At 40.5% G+C, this 22,445-nt stretch carries 22 protein-coding genes and 1 other annotated feature; of the genes, 9 read left to right on the top strand and 13 right to left on the bottom strand.

Annotation, left to right across the window (positions count from 1 at the left end):
- Window positions 1-42: 42 nt before the first annotated feature.
- Window positions 43-1,320 carry a VTT domain-containing protein gene (locus ACZ5B7_RS05270; RefSeq protein WP_464492966.1) on the bottom strand — a complete coding sequence of 426 codons (1,278 nt, stop codon included), beginning with the start codon at window positions 1,318-1,320 and terminating at the stop codon, window positions 43-45.
- A 189-nt stretch (window positions 1,321-1,509) separates the two neighbouring features.
- On the bottom strand, window positions 1,510-2,001 hold the full coding sequence (pssA, locus tag ACZ5B7_RS05265; RefSeq protein WP_423801009.1) for a CDP-diacylglycerol--serine O-phosphatidyltransferase: 492 nt from the start codon (window positions 1,999-2,001) through the stop codon (window positions 1,510-1,512).
- A gap of 231 nt (window positions 2,002-2,232) precedes the next feature.
- Between pssA and ACZ5B7_RS05260 the strand changes: the two genes are divergently transcribed.
- Window positions 2,233-5,352, top strand: a complete 3,120-nt coding sequence (locus tag ACZ5B7_RS05260) for an efflux RND transporter permease subunit (RefSeq protein ID WP_464492965.1) — start codon at window positions 2,233-2,235, stop codon at window positions 5,350-5,352.
- A gap of 78 nt (window positions 5,353-5,430) precedes the next feature.
- Here ACZ5B7_RS05260 and ACZ5B7_RS05255 read toward each other — a convergent pair whose 3' ends face one another.
- Both ACZ5B7_RS05255 and ACZ5B7_RS05250 read right to left on the bottom strand, forming a co-directional pair.
- A complete protein-coding gene (locus tag ACZ5B7_RS05255) occupies window positions 5,431-5,919 on the bottom strand; it encodes an N-acetyltransferase family protein (protein WP_464492964.1) in 489 nt (162 codons plus the stop codon).
- The gene (locus tag ACZ5B7_RS05250) at window positions 5,916-6,578 is read right to left on the bottom strand and encodes an HAD family hydrolase (protein WP_464492963.1); all 663 of its coding nucleotides are present in this window, start codon (window positions 6,576-6,578) and stop codon (window positions 5,916-5,918) included. Before ACZ5B7_RS05250 ends, ACZ5B7_RS05255 begins: the two co-directional genes overlap by 4 nt.
- Before the next feature lie 241 nt (window positions 6,579-6,819).
- On the opposite strand from ACZ5B7_RS05250, the gene ACZ5B7_RS05245 reads away from it, so the two are divergent.
- The gene (locus ACZ5B7_RS05245; protein ID WP_464494437.1) at window positions 6,820-6,975 is read left to right on the top strand and encodes a nucleotidyltransferase family protein; all 156 of its coding nucleotides are present in this window, start codon (window positions 6,820-6,822) and stop codon (window positions 6,973-6,975) included.
- A 214-nt stretch (window positions 6,976-7,189) separates the two neighbouring features.
- Here ACZ5B7_RS05245 and bioB read toward each other — a convergent pair whose 3' ends face one another.
- Window positions 7,190-8,203, bottom strand: coding sequence for a biotin synthase BioB (bioB, locus tag ACZ5B7_RS05240; protein WP_464492962.1), 1,014 nt, complete (start codon window positions 8,201-8,203; stop codon window positions 7,190-7,192).
- A 380-nt stretch (window positions 8,204-8,583) separates the two neighbouring features.
- Between bioB and kynU the strand changes: the two genes are divergently transcribed.
- The 4 genes from kynU to metG all read left to right on the top strand — a co-directional run bounded on the left by kynU (window position 8,584) and on the right by metG (window position 13,486).
- A complete protein-coding gene (kynU, locus tag ACZ5B7_RS05235) occupies window positions 8,584-9,870 on the top strand; it encodes a kynureninase (protein WP_464492961.1) in 1,287 nt (428 codons plus the stop codon).
- 44 nt (window positions 9,871-9,914) lie between these two features.
- Window positions 9,915-10,763: a tryptophan 2,3-dioxygenase gene (gene kynA, locus ACZ5B7_RS05230; RefSeq protein ID WP_464492960.1), complete on the top strand. Its 849-nt coding sequence runs from the start codon at window positions 9,915-9,917 to the stop codon at window positions 10,761-10,763.
- Window positions 10,764-10,801: 38 nt separating this feature from the next.
- Window positions 10,802-11,428: an arylformamidase gene (gene kynB / locus ACZ5B7_RS05225; RefSeq protein ID WP_464492959.1), complete on the top strand. Its 627-nt coding sequence runs from the start codon at window positions 10,802-10,804 to the stop codon at window positions 11,426-11,428.
- Between the two features lie 92 nt (window positions 11,429-11,520).
- Window positions 11,521-11,793, top strand: a binding site (T-box leader).
- Between the two features lie 58 nt (window positions 11,794-11,851).
- The gene (gene metG / locus ACZ5B7_RS05220; RefSeq protein WP_464492958.1) at window positions 11,852-13,486 is read left to right on the top strand and encodes a methionine--tRNA ligase; all 1,635 of its coding nucleotides are present in this window, start codon (window positions 11,852-11,854) and stop codon (window positions 13,484-13,486) included.
- Between the two features lie 23 nt (window positions 13,487-13,509).
- Here metG and ACZ5B7_RS05215 read toward each other — a convergent pair whose 3' ends face one another.
- A complete protein-coding gene (locus tag ACZ5B7_RS05215) occupies window positions 13,510-14,574 on the bottom strand; it encodes an undecaprenyldiphospho-muramoylpentapeptide beta-N-acetylglucosaminyltransferase (protein WP_464492957.1) in 1,065 nt (354 codons plus the stop codon).
- Between the two features lie 181 nt (window positions 14,575-14,755).
- Between ACZ5B7_RS05215 and ACZ5B7_RS05210 the strand changes: the two genes are divergently transcribed.
- Window positions 14,756-14,842 (top strand): YjcZ family sporulation protein, encoded by an 87-nt coding sequence (locus tag ACZ5B7_RS05210; RefSeq protein WP_378587872.1) that lies wholly within the window; start codon window positions 14,756-14,758, stop codon window positions 14,840-14,842.
- 127 nt (window positions 14,843-14,969) lie between these two features.
- On the opposite strand, the gene ACZ5B7_RS05205 is transcribed toward ACZ5B7_RS05210, so the two are convergent.
- From ACZ5B7_RS05205 to ACZ5B7_RS05195, 3 genes are all read right to left on the bottom strand, one after another.
- The gene (locus ACZ5B7_RS05205) at window positions 14,970-15,380 is read right to left on the bottom strand and encodes a hypothetical protein (protein WP_213146421.1); all 411 of its coding nucleotides are present in this window, start codon (window positions 15,378-15,380) and stop codon (window positions 14,970-14,972) included.
- Window positions 15,381-16,096: 716 nt separating this feature from the next.
- A complete protein-coding gene (locus tag ACZ5B7_RS05200; RefSeq protein ID WP_464492956.1) occupies window positions 16,097-17,344 on the bottom strand; it encodes a cation:dicarboxylate symporter family transporter in 1,248 nt (415 codons plus the stop codon).
- Window positions 17,345-17,624: 280 nt separating this feature from the next.
- Complete coding sequence (locus ACZ5B7_RS05195) at window positions 17,625-18,605, bottom strand: alpha/beta fold hydrolase (protein ID WP_464492955.1); 981 nt, start codon at window positions 18,603-18,605, stop codon at window positions 17,625-17,627.
- Between the two features lie 150 nt (window positions 18,606-18,755).
- On the opposite strand from ACZ5B7_RS05195, the gene ACZ5B7_RS05190 reads away from it, so the two are divergent.
- Complete coding sequence (locus tag ACZ5B7_RS05190; protein ID WP_464492954.1) at window positions 18,756-19,535, top strand: alpha/beta hydrolase; 780 nt, start codon at window positions 18,756-18,758, stop codon at window positions 19,533-19,535.
- Between the two features lie 37 nt (window positions 19,536-19,572).
- Entirely contained in the window at window positions 19,573-19,959 is a 387-nt protein-coding gene (locus ACZ5B7_RS05185) for a YbaN family protein (protein ID WP_464492953.1), read from the top strand.
- Between the two features lie 39 nt (window positions 19,960-19,998).
- Here the strand turns inward: ACZ5B7_RS05185 and ACZ5B7_RS05180 are convergent, their stop codons facing one another.
- From ACZ5B7_RS05180 to ACZ5B7_RS05165, 4 genes are read right to left on the bottom strand one after another with little or no spacing between them, the layout of a single operon-like run.
- Window positions 19,999-20,382, bottom strand: a complete 384-nt coding sequence (locus ACZ5B7_RS05180; RefSeq protein ID WP_464492952.1) for a MazG nucleotide pyrophosphohydrolase domain-containing protein — start codon at window positions 20,380-20,382, stop codon at window positions 19,999-20,001.
- 33 nt (window positions 20,383-20,415) lie between these two features.
- Window positions 20,416-20,877, bottom strand: a complete 462-nt coding sequence (locus tag ACZ5B7_RS05175; RefSeq protein ID WP_464492951.1) for an NUDIX domain-containing protein — start codon at window positions 20,875-20,877, stop codon at window positions 20,416-20,418.
- 3 nt (window positions 20,878-20,880) lie between these two features.
- Window positions 20,881-21,507, bottom strand: a complete 627-nt coding sequence (locus ACZ5B7_RS05170) for a pyridoxamine 5'-phosphate oxidase family protein (protein ID WP_464494436.1) — start codon at window positions 21,505-21,507, stop codon at window positions 20,881-20,883.
- An 18-nt stretch (window positions 21,508-21,525) separates the two neighbouring features.
- Window positions 21,526-22,371 carry a LysR family transcriptional regulator gene (locus tag ACZ5B7_RS05165; protein WP_464492950.1) on the bottom strand — a complete coding sequence of 282 codons (846 nt, stop codon included), beginning with the start codon at window positions 22,369-22,371 and terminating at the stop codon, window positions 21,526-21,528.
- Between the last annotated feature and the right edge of the window lie 74 nt (window positions 22,372-22,445).

Raw genomic sequence — 22,445 nt, 5'->3', positions numbered from 1 at the left:
AAAGCTTTTTAAGGAGTTACTATCTTATTGCTTATTTTGAATTTAATATCTCTCCAGTACAAGCCGGAACATTTCAAACAATAAGAAGTTAAAAAAGATCCAGACACCGCCATATACATATCCACCAGCAATGTCGCTTGGCAGCTGCGAAGTTGATGCGATATTAACTATCGCTATTCCTATTAATAAGCTTAAACCAATTAAAGAAACAATAAGGGGAACATAGTTTTTCCTAGAATGACGGACAAGTAAAAATATGCATGTCCCATAAATGATCATCGTTAGAGTACTGCTTAAATCAGGAAAATTACTTGAATGAATTTTGCCTACAAACCCGATTGATTGAAGAAAAGAAAAAGCCTCAATAACTGATTCATGAAACAACCTTGCCCCTAAAATGGGAACAATCAGTAATAAATATTCTAACACCCTATTCTTTCCTTTTCCCCAAATACGGATGACTGTAAATCCAATCATCACACCGAAGGCATACGGAGATTGAAATATTTCAAATACCTTCATCCAACTCATAAATATAGCAGTCTTCACCATATATTCTGTAAGTTCATTAAACTGACTAAACTCACCATATAAATAATCTTGTGCAAGTCCCAGCATCAGAGTAACCATGCCAATAAAAACTAAAGTAAGAAAAGTAAGAAATACTTCCGCTGCTCTTATCGTTTTCAGTCGTTTAACCAATAACCTTACCCAACGAATAAAGAAGTTTTTAATTTGGGCTTTATAAAAACGGTAAACAAAGTAGCCTGCTAAAAATACAGCCAAAACAATAACAAAAATAATGAAGTATTTACTTGCCGTGTGATGGAAAACCTCCCAGCGTGGTCCTAAAATCTTTCCTAAGGTAATAAAGCAAATCCCCCATAAGAAAGATCCTATATAAGCAGGAATGATAAATTTTTTAAACGGCATTTTTGAAATCCCGGATATATAACCAGTGAAATGCCTAATTCCAGGTATAAAATAAGCAAAAATCAACAGTTTACTGCCGTACCGTTCAAACCAAGCAGCTATTTTCTTATACCGTTCGGGTCCAAGATGAATATATTTTCCGTATTTTTCTATAAGTTTATATCCTCCCACTTTCCCAATCCAGTACGTTGCGGTTATTCCTGCGCCACCCGATAAAAAAACGGTCAGAAGTGCTAAAATATAATTCATTTTTCCCTGATAGACAAAATAGCCAGCATAGCTCATTAAAAATTCTCCTGAAATAGGCAGAGCCATTAATTCCAGGAAAATCCCAATAAATAGGATCAGATAACTATGCTGTTCAAATAAAGTAATTAAATGTGACATATACATGCCTCCAAAATTTTTAAAAAGGAAAACAAAAGGTCGTTTAAATACAATTTAGCACGATAAATCCATATATTTACTATTTTAATGAATTCTTAATCCTTTATTAAGAAAACAAATAGGCGAATGGATAAAATAAAAAAGCTATGAATATGAAGGTTCCTAGCTTTTTTAAAAAGGAAAACTTAATTAAATTTTTTTGACCCGAATTGGACTGACCATTAAAAGGGCAAGGATTAAGGTAATCCATGCATTACTATATGAGAAGAATCCCATTCCCGCAAGCGGCAGGCCGGCAGCTGGAATCGGCAGCCCCTTAAAATAGCCGATGGTCGGCTTGACACTAAACCTCGCTAATCTTAATGCCCCCATCATCGGAAAAAGGATAAATGCCAGAGAAGTTAGAATGGATGGTGCTGCTATTGAATGAAATAAAAGTGCCGGTGCCACCCCAAAACTCACAATATCTGCCAAGGAGTCCAATTCAACCCCTAATTCACTGTTCACTTTTAATTTTCTTGCAATCCTTCCGTCAAGAAGATCTAACACAGCTGAAAAAAATATAAAGATCGAGGCCACTTCGATAAACCCACTCATATTTAAAGTAATAGAAAGAACACCGCACAATAAATTTCCTAATGTAAATAAATTAGGAATCGCTTTTATTAAATGTTTGAACAAGGTTGTCCCCCCTGACTTTTAAATCCCCATTTTTTTAGCTTTTTCTATATATTCTTCCGTTATTCTTAGAAAGTTTTTTCCATCTTAATGAAATATTAATCTTTTATTAAGTGAACAAACAGACTCGTTATATATACTTTGAAGTGCCCAATTTTATTGCAAGTCCAATCATGAATTCACAGCAGAAAACAATCATGTTAAATCATAGATGGAGTAATGGGAGGAAAAACAATGAAAAAGTTAGTAGAGGCAACCATGCAAAGAGCCATTCTTATGATTGTGTGTGTTGTCATAATCTTGGCCTGGGGCGGGATTTCAGCTTACCAGATGCAGCGGGATTACTTGCCTGGGATTAACAATACGACCCTGACAGTAAGCATGAGAGTTCCGGGGTATCAAGCGGCTCAGGTAAAACAGCAGGTTACTGATAACCTTGCGGGTGCCGTCAAAACAGTGGATGGTTTGTCCAATGTAGAAACAACCTCTTATGACGGCGGCTTATTTATGAGTTTGTATTTTCCAATGAATACAGACATGAAACTAGCCGAGGACCAAGTAAATAAAGCCTTGGCAAATGCCGACCTTCCGTCAACGATTACAAGCACTCCTTCAGTGACTCGATTAACAACAAGCTCATTTCCAATTTTGACTTACAGTGTAACAAGCTCTAAATTGGATGAACAAACACTGCGTTCCACTGCAACTCAGGAAATCATTAAACAATTAAAATCCGTTCCTGGCGTAGCGGACGTATCAGCAATCGGGGGAGCAAAAGATGGATATGTTTTAACTGTTCGCATGAAAGACCTCGTCAAAAACGGTTTAACATTAGATGATGTGAATAAATCATTTGCTTTGGCTGTTCCATCCATGCCACAAGGGAACATTGTAAACAATCAATTATCCATTCCAGTATCTTTTGATGGGCTGCCATTAACAGAGCAGCAAATGGAAAACGCAATAATTAAGAATAAGGAAGGAAAAGTAATTCCTGTATCGGCATTCGGTACCATTACCCATTCCTTAAATGACGTGAAGACCGTCTCAAGAACAAATGGAGCACCAAGTGTTACTTTGAATGTAATCAAAACCCCATCAGCTAATATTACTGATGTCGCAGAACAAGTTAAAGACCGTGTTTCTCACCTTAACTTGGTTTCAGTAAATCCAAAAGACGTTTCGTTCCAAGTTTTACTTGACCGAGAAAAAGAATTAAACAGCTCTCTTTTCGGTTTAGTTCGAGAAGGTTTGCTCGGCTGCTTATTCTCTATGGTCTGTGTGTTCTTCTTTTTCCGAAATGTAAGATCGACACTGTTAATTGCGATTTCGCTGCCAATTTCATTGTTAGCGACAACGGCTTTCTTGAAATCAATGGGCATCACATTAAACATCCTAACGGTTTCTGGATTAATCGTTGCGATGGGACGAATTGTCGACGATTCCATCGTTATCTTAGACAACATGTATCGAAAACGGGAAGAATCGAAAGATAAACCGCTGCTTTCCATTCTTGCTTCATCTGTTGTTGAAATGATTCCAGCAATTTTAGGCTCTACCTTAACGACTATTGCGGTTTATATTCCAATTGCCTTTGTTGGCGGCGTCATCAGTGCTTCATACAGCGGATTCGCTTGGTCTGTCGTGATTGCGCTTATCATTTCATTCTTTGTTGCCATGCTTGTCATTCCTGCTCTTGCTTTTATGGGATGGAAAGGCGGAAACAGCGAAAAACAAACGGTCAAGCTCGATTCAAAAATGAAACCAATTTTACAATCTGCATTCAAGCATAAAAAAGCGATGATTATTGTTTCGATCCTAGTCTTTTTAGGCGCCGGCATTTATTCTGCGTTCCTTCCAGTAAGTCTATTACCTAGTGGAAAAATCGGACAAATTGCCATAAAAGCAGAATTACCTAAAGGAAGCACTCTAATCCAAGTAGATTCTGAAGTGCAAAAAATTGAAACAGCATTAAAAGAAAACCCAAAGGTGGATGCCTATTCTGCCAATTTTGGTTCAACGATGACACCGCAAAGTGATGACGTGTTTGACCAAGGCGGCGGCTTTATCACCTATCCGAATGTCGCTAACCTTTCAGTTGTATTGAAAAACGACAAGGATGCAGATTCTGTCATTAAACAGTTACAAAAACAGCTTCCATCATTATCTAAGGATGTTACTTATACGGTAACAAGCCAGAACATTTCTGGTGATGATGCACAAATGCGGATCTTGTTTACTGGTTCCGACCAAGCGACATTGGATCAAGTAGCGCAAGAAGCCAGAACAAACCTATCGAAAATTGCAGACTTGAGTGTCGATGGAAAGGTTGATTTAACAAACGGTGCACCTAAGTACAAGGTGACATTTGACCAAAATGCGATAGAGGATAAAGGGGTTAAAGTGGCGGACATTCTGACCGTAGTGAACCGTTACATGTCTGCCTCTAAGGATGCCACGATTACCGTTGATCATAAGGCATTTCCTGTGGACCAATATTTAGATCAAATCGCTTCGGGCAGCAACTCAAATATTACATTAGAGGCTTCTGCGGATGATGTTTTAGCTTCGCTTGCCGCTGAAACATTTACAGGCAATAATGGTGATTTAGTCCGTTTTGACCAAATTGCTAAAATCTCAAAAGACCAGTCCCCATCAACCATTAGTGAACGAGATGGGCAGCCATTCTCTCTGGTGACAGCACAGATTACATCCAATGATATTGGTAAAGTGTCCAGCCAAGCAGAGAAAGCTCTAAGCAGCATGAAACTTCCTAAAGATGTAACGTACTCATTAGGTGGAATCTCTGAACAAGTAAAAGACATGATTTTTGATATGTCAGTTGCAGTTGTCTTTTCCATCCTGTTAGTATTGCTCATTACTTCTTCTATCTTCAAGGGATGGAAGGCGCCATTATCAGTATTATTAAGCATTCCGCTAGCATTAAGCGGTGTGGTTATTGCGTTAATTTTATTCCATGGTGAATGGAATTTAGCAGCATTAATCGGCATTCTAATGCTTACAGGTATTGTCGTAACGAATGGAATTGTGTTGATAGACAAAATTGAAAGAAATCGAAAAGAGGGCATGCCTGTTGAGGAAGCAGTTTTGAATGGCAGTCTTTCAAGGATTAGACCGATCTTGATGACAGCAGCAGCAACGGTCCTTACCTTATTGCCGCTGGCATTTTCTCATAATGCAGATACGGTGATTTCGCAAACACTTGGTATCGTCGTGATCGGCGGTATGGTAACATCGACCATCAACAGCTTTATTATCATTCCGATTATTTATCAATGGCTGCATAGAAAGACATCAAAAAATATATCGATGAATTCAAAAAGTATCAGCTAAAAAGCTTATAAAAAATGGCTTGGAGTAATTATAAAAAAGGTGACTGACACATTTTTGTGCTGTCACCTTTTTTTATCGTTAGAATGTCACCAGCATATCCCATGATGTTCCATCAACACCAATCTTTTTAAAGCCAAATCGTTTGTATAACTGCAGGGCAGGATTGTCTGGGTCAACGCTTAAAGAGATTCCTTTATATCCGGATTCTTTTGTGATTCTTAGTATTTCGCCAAGCAGAACAGTCCCTATCCCCTTTCCCCGGTATTCCGGCATAAGCGCCATTCCCAATAGAGGAGTTTGACTGTCGATATAGCCGTAGGTTTTATTGAATTCATCGAACAATCGAACCCAAACCGCACCGATGGGTTGATGATCATTATCCTCTGCAATAATGGCCGTATCTCCGTTTCTGCCCCAGCCTTTTAGAGACTTTTCAATATGTGGTTCGTTCAAAATATCCCTGGATGGCCTCGGCTGCCCTTCCGGTATATAGATAGCTTGATAGAGCATTTCCCATAAAAATTGTTCATCTTTATTGGTCGCTAGTTTGATACTATAACCGTTCAAATGCTTCCCTCCTTAATTTTTTGCAATAATTGCATCAATTTTATCTCTGCCATAGAAGATAGCTTGTGACTATGGCCATAAAACTCTAAATGCGATGTAACTTGATTCGGCACTACCACACAATGAACTCCTGCTTCTCTCGCCGCTTTAAGTCCGTTCAAGGAATCCTCAAAGGCAACAGCTTCGGATGGTTTGATTCCTAGTGCTTTGACAGCTTGAATATATAATTCTGGGTCCGGTTTCACTTTTGAAACATCGTCCCTCGTTTTAATCACATCAAAATATTTGAGAATATTGAGCCTTTGCAAAAAGCCTTCCACCCATTCACGTGTCGAGCTAGATGCTAACCCAATTTTCAATCCTAATTCTTTTGCTGCTTTAAGGTAGTCCCTTACCCCTTCTCTCGTGGCGGGCTCCTTCGTTTTTTCTAAAACTAATTCTTTGACAGAGTTTTCGATGACTTCGGGATTAACTGGTGTCGAAAGGTTTTCTTGGATATACGCAAATAATTCTGTGTCTTCTGTTCCTATGACTTTGGAAAACTGCTGCAGCGTAAGGTTTATTCCATAGCCTTTTTCTAGGACTTCCTTATAAGCCTCGAACCAGATTGTTTCCGTATCCACAATTAGTCCGTCGAAATCAAATATGATTGCTTTCAATTTATGTATCACCTCATTTAATTTAGACGAAAGTTTCCGGAAAAGGTTTTATCGGGTCGGAATGTTTTTGCTGGGGTTATTATAATTTAAAACGACCGGAGCATCGTTTTTTTATATCGTTCGGGTGTTATAAGCCTTTCATAATGACTGGAGCCTTGAATTTTTAAGCTGTTCAGGAGTTATAGCTCTTAATAAGATTGCGGTACCCTATTGGAAAAATGTGTTAAATTTTATCTAAGTAATTGCTGCCCCATGGGGAATCGAGGATTTGATTCATATGGAAGTTAAACCTACCCCATTTTTTTTGGCAAATATGGAGCTTAATAAAGTTTATTTTAATCGGGTTAAAACAAAGAAATGGGAAGGGACATGGAGTCAATTAAAGATATTGACCTAATCATCAGATAGCGAAAATCTTCACAACTTCCACATAAGTTCCCTATAAGTTCTACACAAGATACTATTAATATAAAAGTAACTTAATTAGGAAATAAGTTCATTGAACTCATTTCTTAAAACTTCCCATAATTTTGATTGGTGCTTGCGCCAATCTATTTTTTTTGCTTTAAAAATAAAGCCCCTCACTTTAGAGTAAAGTGAGGGGCTAATTTTTAAAAGGTTTCCGCAAATGTCTGGCTTTCTGTTTCAAATGGGTTGTCTTCAATTTCGAAGCCAAGGTCCTTAATTAGTTGATAGTCTTCACTAGCCCCTTGGCCGGCAGTTGTCAGGTAATCGCCGACAAAAATGGAGTTGGCGATAAACAGTCCCAGATTCTGAAGTGATCGTAAGTTAAATTCACGGCCGCCTGAGATGCGGATTTCTTTTGTCGGATTGATGAAGCGGAACAGTGCCAAAATTTTGAGGCAACGTATTGGTGTCAGCTCGTTTAGATCCTCTAGCTTCGTTCCTTTGATCGGATGAAGGAAATTAACCGGAATGGAATCAGCATCCAGTTCCCTTAACGCAAAGGCCATCTCAACGATATCATCATCGGTTTCTCCCATTCCGCAAATAACACCGGAGCAAGGGGAAATCCCCGCTTTCTTCACATTTTCAATCGTTTCGACACGGTCGTCATAATCATGTGTAGTCGTGATATTAGCATGGTGATTGGCACTTGTATTGATATTGTGATTGAAACGGTCAACCCCTGCCTCTTTCAGCCTGACTGCCTGCTCTTCGTTGACCAGCCCCATACAAGCGCAAATCTTGATTTGCTCAACCTCGCTCTTAATCTCTTGAACTGCTGAAATGACGGTATCGACCTCATTGTTGGTCGGTTTCCGGCCACTCATGACGATACAGTATGTACCAATTTTGTTTTTCTTTGCTTCCTTGGCACCCTCGACAATCGTCTGCTTGCTGATAAGGGTATACCGGTCGATTTCGGTTTTCGCATTAATCGACTGCGCACAATAGCCGCAATCCTCCGGACATAGGCCGCTTTTGGCGTTAATGATTAAATTTAACTTTACCTTTTTCCCATAATAATGCCGGCGGATTTCATAGGCGGCATTGACCAGCGACAAAATTTCATCGTCTTTGGAAAGCAGGATTTCCTTGGCTTGCTCTTTTGTTAAAACATACCCATCAATCACTTCGTTTGCTAGATTAGACCAACTCACATTATCACCTCTAATTTTATTTGTTAACTATAAATACAATTTGGTTTACAAATAAAATTATAAAGCAATTATTCTGTAAATTAAACCATTTTGTACCAAAGTTTTAAGAAAGGTTTTCGAGGAATTGGGGAAATACAGGTTTTTGAGCAAGGTAACAAGAGTAAATCTTCACAACTTCCCCACAACTTTCCCCCAACTTCTACATAACTTTTCACTATTATAAAAGTAACTTAATTAAGAAATAAGTTCCTTGAACTCATTTCTTAAAACTTCCCATAATCTTGATTGGTGCAGTCACCAATCTATTTTTTTTGCCCTTTTTTCCAATTCATTGTTAAGATTCAATTAGAATATATTTTTATTAGAGAAGGAGGAGTCCAATGCACATAGAAGATTTTTCGCCGACACAAGGGTTTGCCAGGATGTTAGACAAGGAGGATGCCCTATCGAGGTTCCGTGATGAGTTTTACAAAAAGCCAGATTCCATTTATATGGACGGGAATTCGTTAGGACTACTTTCCAAACGGGCGGAACGTACACTTCTCGATACTATCGAGGATTGGAAGGACTATGGAATTGACGGCTGGACAAAAGGAAAGCAGCCATGGTTTTTCCTGTCAGAAAAATTAGGAAAAATGATTGCACCGCTTATAGGGGCAGCTCCTGACGAAGTAATTGCAAGCGGTTCCACTACTACTAATCTCCATCAGCTTGTTGCTACTTTTTATAAACCAACAGATTCCCGCATGAAAATATTAGCAGATGAATTAAATTTTCCTAGTGATATTTATGCTTTAAAAAGCCAGCTACAAGTTCATGGTCTTGATCCAGAAACTCACCTTATATCCGTGAAGAGCCGCGATGGTAGATTCATAAAAGAGGCGGATATAATCGAAGCCATGGCTGAAGATATTGTCTTGATAATCCTTCCGACGGTATTGTACCGCAGCGGTCAGGTGCTGGATATGAAACGGTTAACCTTGGAAGCACACAAGCGCAATATTTTAATAGGCTTTGATGCCTGCCATTCAATTGGCGCCATCCCCCATTCCTTCAGCGAATGGGATGTTGATTTTGCCTATTGGTGCAATTACAAATATTTAAACGGAGGGCCTGGGGCCGTCGGTAGTTTGTATGTGAATCGAAAACATTTTGGGGCATCCCCTGGTTTAGCCGGATGGTTTGGCTCGAACAAAGAGAAGCAATTTGACCTGGAGCATACCTTTACACCGGCGGAAACAGCGGCCGCTTATCAAATTGGCACACCGCATGTTTTGAGCCTCGCCCCGCTAATTGGCTCCTTGGAGATGTTTGCTGAAGCCGGGATTGAGAATATTCGGCAGAAATCTTTGCATCTTACCCAATATCTAATGAAATTAATTGAACATGAGTTAGCTAACATGAATTTCGTCATCAGAAACCCTCGTGAGGATTCCCGCCGCGGTGGACATGTCAGTCTTGAGCATGATGAGGCGGCCCGAATTTGCAAAGCATTAAAGGAAAATGGGGTCGTTCCAGATTTCCGTGCTCCTAATATTATCCGGCTGGCTCCGGTTGCCCTTTACAACACCTTTGAAGAAGTTTGGAAGGTTGTTCAAGTTTTAAAGATCATTATGTCGGAAAAACAGTATGAAAAGTTTGTTAATGAGCGGGATATTGTCGCGTAGCCTTAGGTCTTTTTTTTAAAAATTTCCTAAAGGAGCCTAGATATATGGAAAGCGATGCGCAAGACCAAAACTTGGATTTAGACAAGGAAATTCAGACTGACTTTCAAAAAGAAATGTCCTACGGAGATTATCTTCATCTCGATAAAGTTTTATCAAGCCAGAACCGGTTATCCGACCACCACGATGAAATGCTGTTTATCATCATCCACCAGACGAGCGAGCTATGGATGAAGCTGATTCTGCACGAATTGAACGCCGCCATCCAATGTATTCTCCGAAACGATTTGGAGCCATCATTCAAGATGCTGTCGCGCGTTTCTAGGATTCAGCAGCAGTTAATCCAGGCGTGGAATGTTCTCACGACCTTGACGCCTGCTGATTACATGCAATTTCGCCATAAACTTGGACGTTCTTCTGGGTTCCAATCGTATCAAAATAGGTTGATTGAGTTTGCTTTAGGTCAGAAAAATCCTAGGACATTGGCTGTTTATCGGCATCAGGCTGATCTATATAAAAAGATGTGCGATGCTCTTGGCGCGCCCAGCATTTATGATGCAGCCATCTCGGCCCTTGCGGCTAATGGATTACCTGTTGATAAGGTTGTTCTGAAACGAGATTGGTCGGTGTGTTATGAGCCGAATAACAGTGTCGAGGAGGCTTGGCTGACGGTTTACCGCAATACCGATAAATACTGGGACCTCTACGAACTGGCTGAAAAGCTGGTCGACATCGGTAATCAGCAGCAGCTTTGGCGGTTTCATCATATGACGACAGTGGAGAGAATTATTGGGCATAAGAAGGGAACTGGCGGATCCTCCGGTGTTACATATTTAAAAAAGGTCATTGACCATCAATTCTTTCCGGAGCTCTTGAGCCTCAGGACAAAGCTGTAATACACTTAGGCTATAAATGTGTTGGAGGCGGTATTTAAATGAATAAATGGATAGATATTTCGCAGCGGTTGCACAACAATATTACGGTTTGGCCGGGGGATACCCCTTTCTCTTATCGGGTGAGTTGGAGTATGGAAGAGAGCGGCTCTTGCAATGTCGGCGAAATCAATATGAGTGCTCACACCGGCACCCATATTGATGCCCCCTACCATTTTGATAATGATGGAAAAAGGGTAATTGATTTGGATATTAATTTGTATATTGGTCCGGCGCGGGTTGTTCATTTGCCGAATATGGCGAAAATAGGAGTTAAGGAGCTTAACGGTGTGGATTTGGAAGGGGTTGAGCGGCTTTTAATTCGGACTGATGCTTGGTCAGACCGTCGTGCGTTTCCTAGCTCAATTCCCCCAGTAGAGCCTGAGTTAGCGGCTTATCTTTCTGAACGGGGTGTACGGCTGCTTGGACTCGATTTGCCATCCGTGGATGAGTTGGATAGTAAAGAACTTTCCGCCCACCATGAGCTTACTCGCTGTGGGATTCATATTTTAGAGGGATTGGTCTTGGATGAGGTGGAGCCAGGGGATTATGAGTTGGCTGCATTGCCGCTGCCTTTGGTGGAGGCTGATGGGAGTCCAGTGAGGGCTGTGATTAGGAAATTAGGGTAGAAAGATCCCTGCAGTTCAATTCTTAAAGTCCATTTTTCAAATATTAATTGATTTTGGGAAATTTACCCTTTATAATAAATCCAATATATTCATCATAAGCGATGACGAGGAAAAGTAAAATGACGATACTTTCACCAGAGAGCTTCGGGAGCTGAAAAGAAGCAAAGTGACTCATTTGAACAATGGCCTCTGAGCTCCGTTCTGAACGTTACACCCTGTAATTAGTAGGCTGCGGCGAGAGTTGGTACTCGTTATCAAAACCACAGTATCGAACATCAACGTTCCGTACTTGCAGAGACTGATTGCGTGAGCAATTAGTAAATTAAGGTGGTACCACGGGATATTAATACAACCCCGTCCTTATCTATTTTCTATGGATAAGGGCGGGGTTTTTTGTTTTTCAAAAAAAGGAGGTAATCGAAAATGAATGTATTTATTGGAGGAGCATGGCCGTATGCGAATGGATCACTGCATCTCGGCCATATCGCAAGCCTTTTGCCGGGCGATATTTTGGCCCGTTATTATCAGCAAAGAGGAGAAAATGTATTGTACGTTTCGGGAAGTGACTGCAACGGGACGCCGATTGCCATCCGCGCCAAACAGGAAGGTGTCTCCCCTAAGGCAATTGCCGACCGCTACCACAACGAGTTCGACGACAATTTTAAAAGGCTGGGATTTTCATACGATTGTTACACGAGAACAGATTCAGAGCATCACCATAAAACGGTACAGCAAATTTTCCTGGACCTCATCAACAATGGCTATATTTATAAAAAAGAAATCGAGCAAACGTATTGTGAATCCTGCGAGCAGTTTCTCCCTGACCGATACGTCGAGGGGATTTGTCCCAATTGCGGTCAGCCATCACGCGGCGACCAATGTGATTATTGCTCCACCATTCTGGACCCAATCGACCTATTAGAGAAAAAGTGTAAGCTATGTGAGAATACTCCGGCCATTAGGCAAACAGAGCACTTCTATTTTTCATTAAAGAATTTCAAAGAACCGCTCACAAACTTGGTTTCCAGAGCTAAAGAGAATGCTGCCTGGCGGGAAAATGCTATCCATTTAACTGAAAGATACATCAACGAAGGCTTACAGGACCGGGCTGTCTCTAGAGATTTACCAGTGGGAATCAGCGTTCCTGTAAAAGGCTATGAAGAGAAAAAAATCTATGTTTGGATTGAGGCAGTCTCGGGGTATTATTCCGCCAGCAAAAAATGGGCCTTAGATTCCGGAAAAAATGATTCAAAATTTTGGGGTGAGGAGGCCGTTTCTTATTATGTGCACGGAAAAGACAATATTCCTTTTCATAGCATCATTTGGCCAGCGATTTTACTCGGCATTCAAAACAAAAAGCTGCCAGACCATATTGTTTCGAATGAATATTTAACTCTTGAAAAGAAAAAGATTTCGACCAGCCGCAATTGGGCTGTGTGGGTGCCGGATATTTTGGAAAAATATCATCCCGATTCGATTCGCTATTTTTTAACGATTAATGCACCTGAGAATCGAGATACTGATTTTTCCTGGCGGGAATTTATTTATAGCCACAACTCCGAGTTGCTTGGCGGGTATGGGAACCTGGTCAATAGGACGTTGAAGTTTATTGAAAAATACTACGGGGGACGTGTACCAATTGGTTCTATTAAACCTGATATTCAAACAAAAATTAAAAAGGCCTATCAGACGGTCGGTAAGAATATTGAAGGCGGACATTTCAAACAGGCATTAGAAGAGGTTTTCAGTCTTGTCCGCTACACGAATAAATATTTTGACGAACAAAAGCCATGGAAACAAATTGCTGAAAATAAAAGCGAATGTGACCAAACCATTTTCAATTGTACGATCGTCATATTGAATTTAGCGCAATTATTAGCACCGTTTTTGCCGTTTTCCAGCAAAGAGGTCAATCAGATGTTTGCTCGTTCCGAATTTACATGGGAATCTATCGACTCTATCCCGGACAAAATTACTGAAGTGAAGCCATTATTTGAACGAATTGACGTGAATGCCATTCAAGATGAATTAGAAAAGTTAAATACCCAATCCAATTAAAAAAGCTAGCCTTCGCTAGCTTTTTATCTATATTTATTGATTTCCGTCACCAGCGTCTGCAGTGCTTCCCCTTGCTGAGAGCGCTTCATATTCTGGCGCATTTCCGCACTTTTTTGGTCAAGCGATTCTAAATGTTTCAAAAGTGACTCGCTAGTTAATTTTTCTTCTTCAAGGGTGAGGGAGAATCCTTTTTGCGCAAAGGCTTTTGCGTTTAAAATCTGGTCGCCCCTGCTTTGCTGCAGACCGAGTGGAACAATTAACATCGGGATATTTAATGCCAAAAATTCAAAAATGGCATTAGAGCCTCCTCTTGTAATCACCAGGTCTGTTGCTGCTAAAATATCCGAGAGCTCTTCATGTACATATTCAAATTGCTTGTACCCTGGAACACCTTCAAGGCTGGGGTCAAGGTTATTTTTTCCACACAAATGAGCAATTTGGTACTTTGCCGTCAGCTCTTTGAGCGAGCCTCTTACTGCCTCATTGATCTTTCTTGCCCCCAGGCTTCCACCCATAATGGTCAGAATCGGCCGGCCGCTAGTGAACCCTAGGAAGCGTCTCCCCCTGTCCGACGAGCCTTCTAAAATTTCCTTCCTTATTGGTGAGCCAATGGCCTTCACTTTACCTTTCGGAAAATATTTTTCCGTCTCTTCAAAGGATGTAAAGATTTTGTCCGCGAACCTTTGGGAAATCTTATTCGCAAGACCCGGGGTCATATCACTTTCATGTATAAAGATCGGGATTTTCAAAGAACTGGCCGCAATAATGACCGGCACAGACACAAATCCACCTTTTGAAAACACCAAATCGGGCTTTAATTTTTTCAGTACCCTTCTTGCCTCCAGGCATCCCTTTAACACCCGGAAGATATCCTTTACATTTTCAAAATCAATATACCTTCTCAGCTTCCCGCTGCTTATTCCGTAATAAGGGACTTCAATTTTTTCAATTAATTCCTTTTCAATGCCCTTTTTGGAGCCAATATATTTTATATCCCAGTCATTTTTTATCTCACTGATGATGGCGAGATTGGGTGTAACATGGCCTGCGGTACCCCCGCCTGTAAAAACAATCGTCTTTTTCGACATTTCTGCCTCCTACAACATTGCATAATAGAATAATTATATGAAATTGTTGAAGGCAATACCATCTTTTAGAATTTTATTTTTTCAACAGATAAAGATATTTCGGTATAATTCCATAATTGTCCAGTTCAAAAAATAAACCCTTTGAATACATTGTATTACCTCGTAAAAAGGAGGTGAGGTTATGTACGGCTACAACAATAGCTTCGTTTTAATTGTTGTTCTGTTCATCCTATTGATCATTGTAGGAACAAGCTTCGGCAGATACTAATTTAGTTTGGACAACCCTCCTAAAACCTCCAACCGTTTTGAAGCGTGGCAGCCACCACGCTTCTTTTTTCATTTTATTACAATAAGTACGAAAAAGACCAAACCTGGATTTGGTCTTTTTAACGTTCTTAGGCCACTTTAATTGCTTTGCCAAACGGCACTCTAGGAAGGAATACACCTGGTACGAGCCAAAACATTTCATAATCAAGCTTTTCTAAGTCCTCAGAAAAAAAGCCGGTAACATCGGTAATATAAAACAGCGTATCAATTTGTTCTTCCTTTGCCCACTCAAGAACTAATGTATAGGAGGATTTCCCGTGAGAATACCATTTAATGGTGTCACTTTTTATCGGAGAAATGCTCCTTATTTTAAAATCTGCTTGAACCAAAATCGTATCGGGTTTGACTGTTTCAAACAGTTTGACTATGTTATTGATGAGAATCGTTGGGGCATCATTACTGGAAGTGTCCACTGCCAAGGCCACCTTTTTATCCTGACGTTCCTGAATCATCGAAAGAATCCGCTTATGCCATTTCACACCGTTTCCCCCTTTGCAATATTCAAGCGACCGCTATTATTTTCGGTAAGAAAGAAGCGGTTTATGATTGGATAAATGCGCCAGAAAAATGGGGTAACTAAAGTATTTCATGGGGGAAATTATGCTTATTAAAATAAATTTTTTACGGTTTATCTTAGTGGTTTAAGGGTGAGAATACTTGATGTTAAAACAACATATTGAAAGGATCAATCGCTTGATTCAATCCGCCGCTCACCACACGTAAATGCAGTTTTAAGCTTCATAAAATCATACATAAGGGCTGCCTTCCGCCCTTTATCCGTATGCCTGTTTCTTTTATGTTTCAGGCATTCCATAAACTCAAAATCGCATTGGCATGGGTCGATTCCTTTGCTTAAACAAAAGTCATGCCCCTGACAGCATTCATCAACATCATTAATCGGGGCTCCCGGCCCGCTGCAGCCTGGTCCTCACCAGCGGTAGCCAGGGAATACGCAAAAGCGAAATGGGTTTCGGTATTCGCGGTTGTGCACTTGTTCCACCTCCCTTAAGGTTGTCCTTATACTACTAAAATATGTACAACCTATGGAAAGGGAATTGGCGCATTTACTATTTTAAATTACTAAATAAAGCGGGACCCGTCTCAGAATCCTGTGAAATAAGACCTACCTTTTCTAAATTCGCCACAATAAAAAAAGGTGCCTGACACCCTCAGGGTCAGACACCTTTTTTTATTACTATGCTGCTAATTCTTTTGGTTCTTCGTCAACCTTATGGCCTTCCCATCTTGAGATCACGATGGCAGCTAAGGAGTTACCGACGATATTGACGCAGGTCCGCGCCATGTCAAGGATACGGTCGATTCCGGCGATGAAGGCAAGGCCTTCTACTGGGATACCTACGGTTCCCAAAGTGGCAAGAAGAACAACGAATGATACACCTGGAACTCCGGCAATCCCTTTAGAGGTAATCATCAATACAAGCACCAACGTGATTTGGTGGCCGATGCTCATATGGATTCCGTACATTTGTGCAATAAACAACGCCGCAATTGCTTGGTACAAGGTAGAACCATCGAGATTAAAAGAATAGCCCGTTGGTATAACGAAGGAGGTAATCGCCTTTGGACAGCCGAGTTTCTCCATTTTTTCCATAATTTTAGGAAGAACTGTTTCCGAGCTTGCTGTAGAATAACCTAATAATAGTTCGTCTTTCAAATATTTCAACAGCTTGAAAATATTAAAGCCGACTAGTTTAGCTGTTAATCCTAAGACCACTAAAATAAAGAACGCCATGGCACCGTACACAACGATGACCAATTTTCCTAAAGGAATTAGCGAAGATAACCCAAATTTTGAAACCGTTACACCAATTAAGGCAAATACACCAATTGGAGCAACCTTCATAATTTGATTGGTCACATAGAACATAGCATCAGCTGTTCCCTTGAAGAAATTGATTATCGGGGTTCCTTTTTCCCCAATGGCGGCAACGCCCAATCCGAACATGACGGAGAAGAAGATGATCGCTAACATATCACCGTTCGCTAATGACTGCATGATATTGGTCGGAACAATATTGACAAAGGTATCAGCCATTGAATGGGTTTCTGTTGTTTTGGCAGTTTCCACATACGTGTTAATGTCAGTTTTCGTTAAGTGAGAACGGTCAACGCCAGTCCCTGGATGGAAGATGTTACCGGCCAAAAGACCAACAACAATGGCAATTGTTGTAATGATTTCAAAATATAGCAGCGTTTTGCCGCCGAGTTTCCCTAAAGATTTCATATCACCGGTACCGGCAACCCCTACTATGATACTCGAAACCACAATTGGTACGACAATCATTTTAATTAACCGAATAAAAACGTTTCCAATTGGCTGTAAATAATCTGCAATATGCGGGTTTCCATAGAAAATGGCACCAACAATAATACCAAGCACTAAACCAATGAAGATTTGCCAAGCCAAGCTAATTCTTTTCATAACATGCACCTCTCTTGTTGTAATGTTTAAATTGCATAGAGGAATTATTCATTCTACCTCTTTTCTTTCAAAAAACAAATGAAGATAATCACAATTTTATCGCCTAATATAATTTTATTTTCAAACGGCATACAAATCAATGGCAAAGAAATACCATTTTAAAGTAATTCATTAGGACTATTTTAAAAATAAAATTATTTCGAAATATTAAATAATTATGTATATCGAACCATAACGAAAAAAAACCCTGTTTCCAGAGTTCTATGCTGCTTATTATTGCCTAAATATTCGTCAGCATTTGTTTAATCTTTATACATTCGTGATAAAATTTTTCAGGTTCTTCAAAGTTCAATAGATGGGCTGAGTTTTCAAACCAAACAAATTCCTTATGCGGGCATTTTAGTGCGTCAAAGTATTGTTTGGCCAAGGCGGATGGTGTTTGATAATCCTGCCTGCCGCCAAAAATATAAACCGGCACCTCAAGCTTTATCGCATTCGTTATGAAATCGATCGGCAACAGCTCTTCCCACATAGTTTCCAAACAAAATTTTCCTGCTTTTATGTAGGAGAACCAGTCCTTCAGCGTGTATTCATTGGCGAACAGCATGTTAGAATAAATCAAATTAAAATCATTGACCCCGATATAGGAACCGCCAAACTTTGTCAGCCATTTTCTTTGGACGTTTAAATAGTCCATGTCAGCAGGATTATAAACAAGCCCTTCCAGTTCCTTAAGAGCTTTCACGTTTTTTTGTTCACGGGCCTTGTTCAATGTATAGTCATATGATAGCTTTTCCCCCGCCCGCATATCGGCCACCTGGCCAATGCCGATATAGCTCAAGATATATTCCGGACATTTCTGAACAGCCAAAATGCCAAGCACCGTTCCCCACGAATGCCCAACAAGAATCAGCTTTTCTTTGTTGAAACGCTTGAGGAGATATTCAATTACTTCGATGGTGTCATTTAATATGTTTTCAATGGTTAGGTCTTCTTTTCGAATATCAGGAGAGTAAGACAAGCCTGCCCCTCTTTGGTCCCAGTTGACGATTAGGAATTCCTTTTCGAGATCCTTTTGAAATTTCGGGGCAAATCCGATCTGTGCCGTCCCCGGTCCGCCGTGCAAAAACAGCATAATCGGCTGGCTAACATCTTCCCCTCTGAATAGCACCCATTGCTTCCGGCCGCCAATCATGACTTCTTCCAATGCCGCAATGGATTCCGTTTGGCTTTCTATCTTTTTCGTTTTTCTTGTGAGCATTTCGTACCACTCCAATAGTTTGGGTTTTTTACCATATCCAACCATATTATAAAGGCTGGAGTCCTCTTTTTATATAAAAATTTTAAGAAAAAATTGTCGGTTTATGATAAATTTAAGTTTAGGAGATTTCGAGATTGGAAGTGATCCATTATGTTGGAAAAATTCACCCTTTATATGACTTCGTTTCAGCAGGATAGAATGATTCGCGTTTATTTGCCTGAATCCTATCAGAGCGGGCAGAAGCGATATCCCGTTCTCTATATGCACGACGGGCAGAATGTGTTTGAAGATGAAGGTGCGATTAAAGGCACTTCATTAGGATTGAAAAAGTATTTAGAGGAATCTGGTCTTGAAATTATCGTTGTCGGGATTGATTTGAATACCGAGGGAGAGGGTCGGATAGACGAATACTGCCCTTGGAAGCAAGGAAAGTTAAGTGAGGAAATATTAGGTTATGCCAGTCCTTCAGGAGGAAAGGGCGAGGACTATTTAGATTTTATCGTTCATGAGTTAAAGCCATTTATTGATCGAAAATATCGGACACTTGAGAATGAAACGGCTATGGCTGGGATTTCATTAGGTGCGATTATTTCCACTTATGCCGCCTGCTGTTATCCGCAGATTTTTAGAAAAGTGGCCGTCCTTTCACCGGGCTATTATCGGAATCAAGAAGCGTTGGAGGATTTTATTAGACAGAGTGATTTGGCGGGTGTGGAGAAATTTTATATGGATATCGGGACGAAGGAAGTTCCGGAAGACCCAGAAGCAAGCAAACTGTTCTTTGACCTTGCCAGACAGGTCTATGACATTATAAGCAGCCAAATAGCCGATACCCGCTTTGTGAGCGTGGAAGCTGGCGAACACCATTATCGTTTTTTCCGGGAGAGAATGCCGGAGATTCTGTCTTACCTGTTTTCGGAAAGGGGATAATAGTGGTAAACAAAGTTGATTGGATCGATGGAGGGCAATGATTAGTCAAAACCGTATTGTTAAGTTTCTTTTTATTGTCATTGGGTTTATCGCACTTGGCTTGGGGATTGTAGGGATTATTCTACCGGTGGTGCCGACGACACCATTGCTGCTGCTGGCATCCTTTTGCTTCATGAAAGGGTCAGAACGGTTTGAGCGCTGGTTTAAAGGGACAAACCTCTATAAACGCCATTTGGAAAGCTTCGTCCGGGAACGTTCGATGACTTTAAGGAAGAAGCTGTCGATATTGTTGTTTGCGGATGCAATGATTGCGATTCCTTTTTTCCTTCATCCAAGCTATATCGTGAAAAGCGTGCTGCTGTTAATTGTCATTTATAAGTATTATTATTTTATTTTTAAAATAAAAACCGTTCGGTCAGATTAAGGCTTAGACGAAGAAAGACAGGAATGCGCTTCCTGTCTTTTATTTTTTTACCGGTGCGACATCCTTATTACGCCGGTTCTTGACCTCATCCATTTTGGAGTAAAAGGTTTCCTCAAGGTCGAGGCCAAAATAATTATAAAGTTTGAGCATGTAGGCGAGGCAGTCAGCTAATTCCTTGCCTATGTCTTCTTTTACAAAATCCTTAGACATTTCGAAGGCCTTCCCTTCCTCCATGCCTTCATGGACTAGAGTCCTTGTCATGTTAAAAGCCTTTCTCAGTTCCTCTGCGACCTCCGCCACTTCTGTTGTCAGCAGCATGTAGTTATTTAAAAGGGAAGCCCGGGCTTCCTCAAAGCTTTCATTGCTGATTTCCCAGTTCATTTCTTTATGGAATTGTTTGGCGAATTCCTGGATTTCTTTCATGGGTGTCCCTCCGATTCTGTTTTTCAGCTGTCTTTAAAAAGAGGCAATTCCTTTATGTACCTTTTGGGCAAATTGAATGAAATAGGCGATATTTCCGTCTCCGGCCATTTTGGGGTTAGAGGCGTCCAGCAAATGGTCGTCCTCTATATGCAGCCATTCCAATGTTCCTTCATCCATTGTTTTAACTGTGGGGGAGGGTTCAATGTTCCGGTTCAATTGGAAATAGTAGACGGATAGTCTTACACCCGACTTGAATTCCAGCGTGGTTAAGTGACTAGATGTTTGAATATCGGACTGTTTTAAACCCGTTTCTTCCTGGAGCTCCCGAAACATGGCATGCTGTGGATCCTCACCAAGTTCGATTTTCCCACCTACACCATTGTAAAGATATTGGTAAGGCGGCTTGTTTCTTTTTAACATTAAGACGCGATCCATTGTGTGATTAAATGCAAAGCCGACTACGTAATGCTTCATCTTGATAACTTCCTTTGACATCAATTAATACATCCTCTTAGTATAGCTCTCCTCAAGACTTTTTTGAATGGTATCGACGCTGGAATCGGGGAGCTTTGCGTGGGCAAAAAGGATCTTAGCCGCAGATGGCAGCAGTTCTTTTTCAATCCAGGACTCTGTATCCCATAAGCCGGAGCGTTTAAAGGCCTTCGCACAATGTATAAAGCATTCTTCTACTTCAACCCCAATGCCTAAAACAGGATTTTTCCCGCCAACTGCCATCTTCTCAAGCAGCTCGTCATCTCTGACTATACAAGCCTTCCCATTGACCCTCAGCGTCTCCCCTAACCCCGGTATGAAAAACTGCAGACCAACTCTGGGATTGGATAAAATATTACGCAATGAATCTACCCTCTTGTTGCCTGGCCGCTCCGGTATGACAAATTGTTTTTCATTTAAAACAAGGACAAATCCAGGCTGGTCTCCCCTTGGGGAAACATCACAAAACCCCTGCTCGTCAGCTGTAGCCATCACTAAAAACGGTGATTTTGAAAGAAATTCCACGCAATGATCGTCCAAATGATGAATGACTTTTTTGGATGCGAGTTCACTCGGTGTTCCCAGCAATGACCGCAGTTCTGCCTCAGTTTCAATAATATCTTTAAACAAAATCCCATCCTCCTAAAGTTTTTAAAAAAATGGATATAAGGCTTTTCCAGTTGTGTTCGAATTTGCAATAAGCGAAATTTTTCGTTTGGCTAAGGAATGGTTTAATGGTATGGCTTTTACAAATGAGTTCCCCAGATTCTTGATACTCATTTCAGGTACCACGGTAATCCCAGACCCGGCCGCAACGTATCCAATTAAAAAATCTCCAAAATCTATTTCTCTAATAATCTTAAGCTCTTTCTCCTGTTCATGGAACATCCTGCTGACACTTTCCCTAATCGTACAGAAGGAAGGATATAATACAAATTCCTCGTCACTAATCTCTTCAATCTGAACAGACTGTTTTCTAGAAAGTTTATGAGAAGTGCGGAGGATCGCATATAAAGGCTCTTCAAAAATTTCCTTTTGCCAATACGTTTTATTGACCGGCATTTCTTCAATGATGGCGGCATCGATTTCGCCATTTTTTAGGAGTTCAAATACTTCTTGAGAGGCATTCTTTATAACAACTTCCACGTGAATCCCTTTCTCCTTCAATTTTAAGATTCGGGACGGGATATAATTGCCGGCCAAACTTGGCAAGGTTCCAATTCTATAACTTCTTATTTCCTTCAAACTGTTAAGATCATTTTGAAGAGTCGATAGATCACCAAGGATTTGCGGCAGCCTTTTGTAGACTAACTCCCCTGCCTCGGTAAGCACGACTCCTGATGTGGACCGCACTAATAATGGCGCATCAAAGAAATCTTCTAATTTCCGAATTTGCTTGCTTAATGCTGGCTGCGATATATTAAGACGTTCACTTGCCTTGGATAGACTTTTTTGATTGACCGTTTCTACAAAACTTCGAAAGTAATCAATATTCATATAGCTCTCATCCTTTTTTTAAAGCCCTTTAGAACATTTTACCATCTTAGATAAACTTCGGAAATGAACAAACT

The sequence above is a fragment of the Neobacillus sp. S1115 genome, from assembly GCF_055385565.1.
This window is presented reverse-complemented; position numbering and strand designations above follow the sequence as displayed.

Excerpts from the sequence above, each read along its gene's own strand:
- ACZ5B7_RS05165 (WP_464492950.1), bottom strand. The coding sequence starts at position 22,371 with ATGAATATTGATTACTTTCGAAGTTTTGTAGAAACGGTCAATCAAAAA.
- ACZ5B7_RS05270 (WP_464492966.1), bottom strand. The coding sequence starts at position 1,320 with ATGTCACATTTAATTACTTTATTTGAACAGCATAGTTATCTGATCCTA.
- ACZ5B7_RS05185 (WP_464492953.1), top strand. The coding sequence starts at position 19,573 with ATGATTAGTCAAAACCGTATTGTTAAGTTTCTTTTTATTGTCATTGGG.
- ACZ5B7_RS05195 (WP_464492955.1), bottom strand. The coding sequence starts at position 18,605 with ATGCTCACAAGAAAAACGAAAAAGATAGAAAGCCAAACGGAATCCATT.
- ACZ5B7_RS05215 (WP_464492957.1), bottom strand. The coding sequence starts at position 14,574 with ATGTCGAAAAAGACGATTGTTTTTACAGGCGGGGGTACCGCAGGCCAT.
- kynU (WP_464492961.1), top strand. The coding sequence starts at position 8,584 with ATGCACATAGAAGATTTTTCGCCGACACAAGGGTTTGCCAGGATGTTA.
- ACZ5B7_RS05190 (WP_464492954.1), top strand. The coding sequence starts at position 18,756 with ATGTTGGAAAAATTCACCCTTTATATGACTTCGTTTCAGCAGGATAGA.
- ACZ5B7_RS05180 (WP_464492952.1), bottom strand. The coding sequence starts at position 20,382 with ATGAAAGAAATCCAGGAATTCGCCAAACAATTCCATAAAGAAATGAAC.
- ACZ5B7_RS05210 (WP_378587872.1), top strand. The coding sequence starts at position 14,756 with ATGTACGGCTACAACAATAGCTTCGTTTTAATTGTTGTTCTGTTCATC.
- ACZ5B7_RS05200 (WP_464492956.1), bottom strand. The coding sequence starts at position 17,344 with ATGAAAAGAATTAGCTTGGCTTGGCAAATCTTCATTGGTTTAGTGCTT.
- ACZ5B7_RS05260 (WP_464492965.1), top strand. The coding sequence starts at position 2,233 with ATGAAAAAGTTAGTAGAGGCAACCATGCAAAGAGCCATTCTTATGATT.
- kynB (WP_464492959.1), top strand. The coding sequence starts at position 10,802 with ATGAATAAATGGATAGATATTTCGCAGCGGTTGCACAACAATATTACG.
- kynA (WP_464492960.1), top strand. The coding sequence starts at position 9,915 with ATGGAAAGCGATGCGCAAGACCAAAACTTGGATTTAGACAAGGAAATT.
- ACZ5B7_RS05175 (WP_464492951.1), bottom strand. The coding sequence starts at position 20,877 with ATGTCAAAGGAAGTTATCAAGATGAAGCATTACGTAGTCGGCTTTGCA.
- metG (WP_464492958.1), top strand. The coding sequence starts at position 11,852 with ATGAATGTATTTATTGGAGGAGCATGGCCGTATGCGAATGGATCACTG.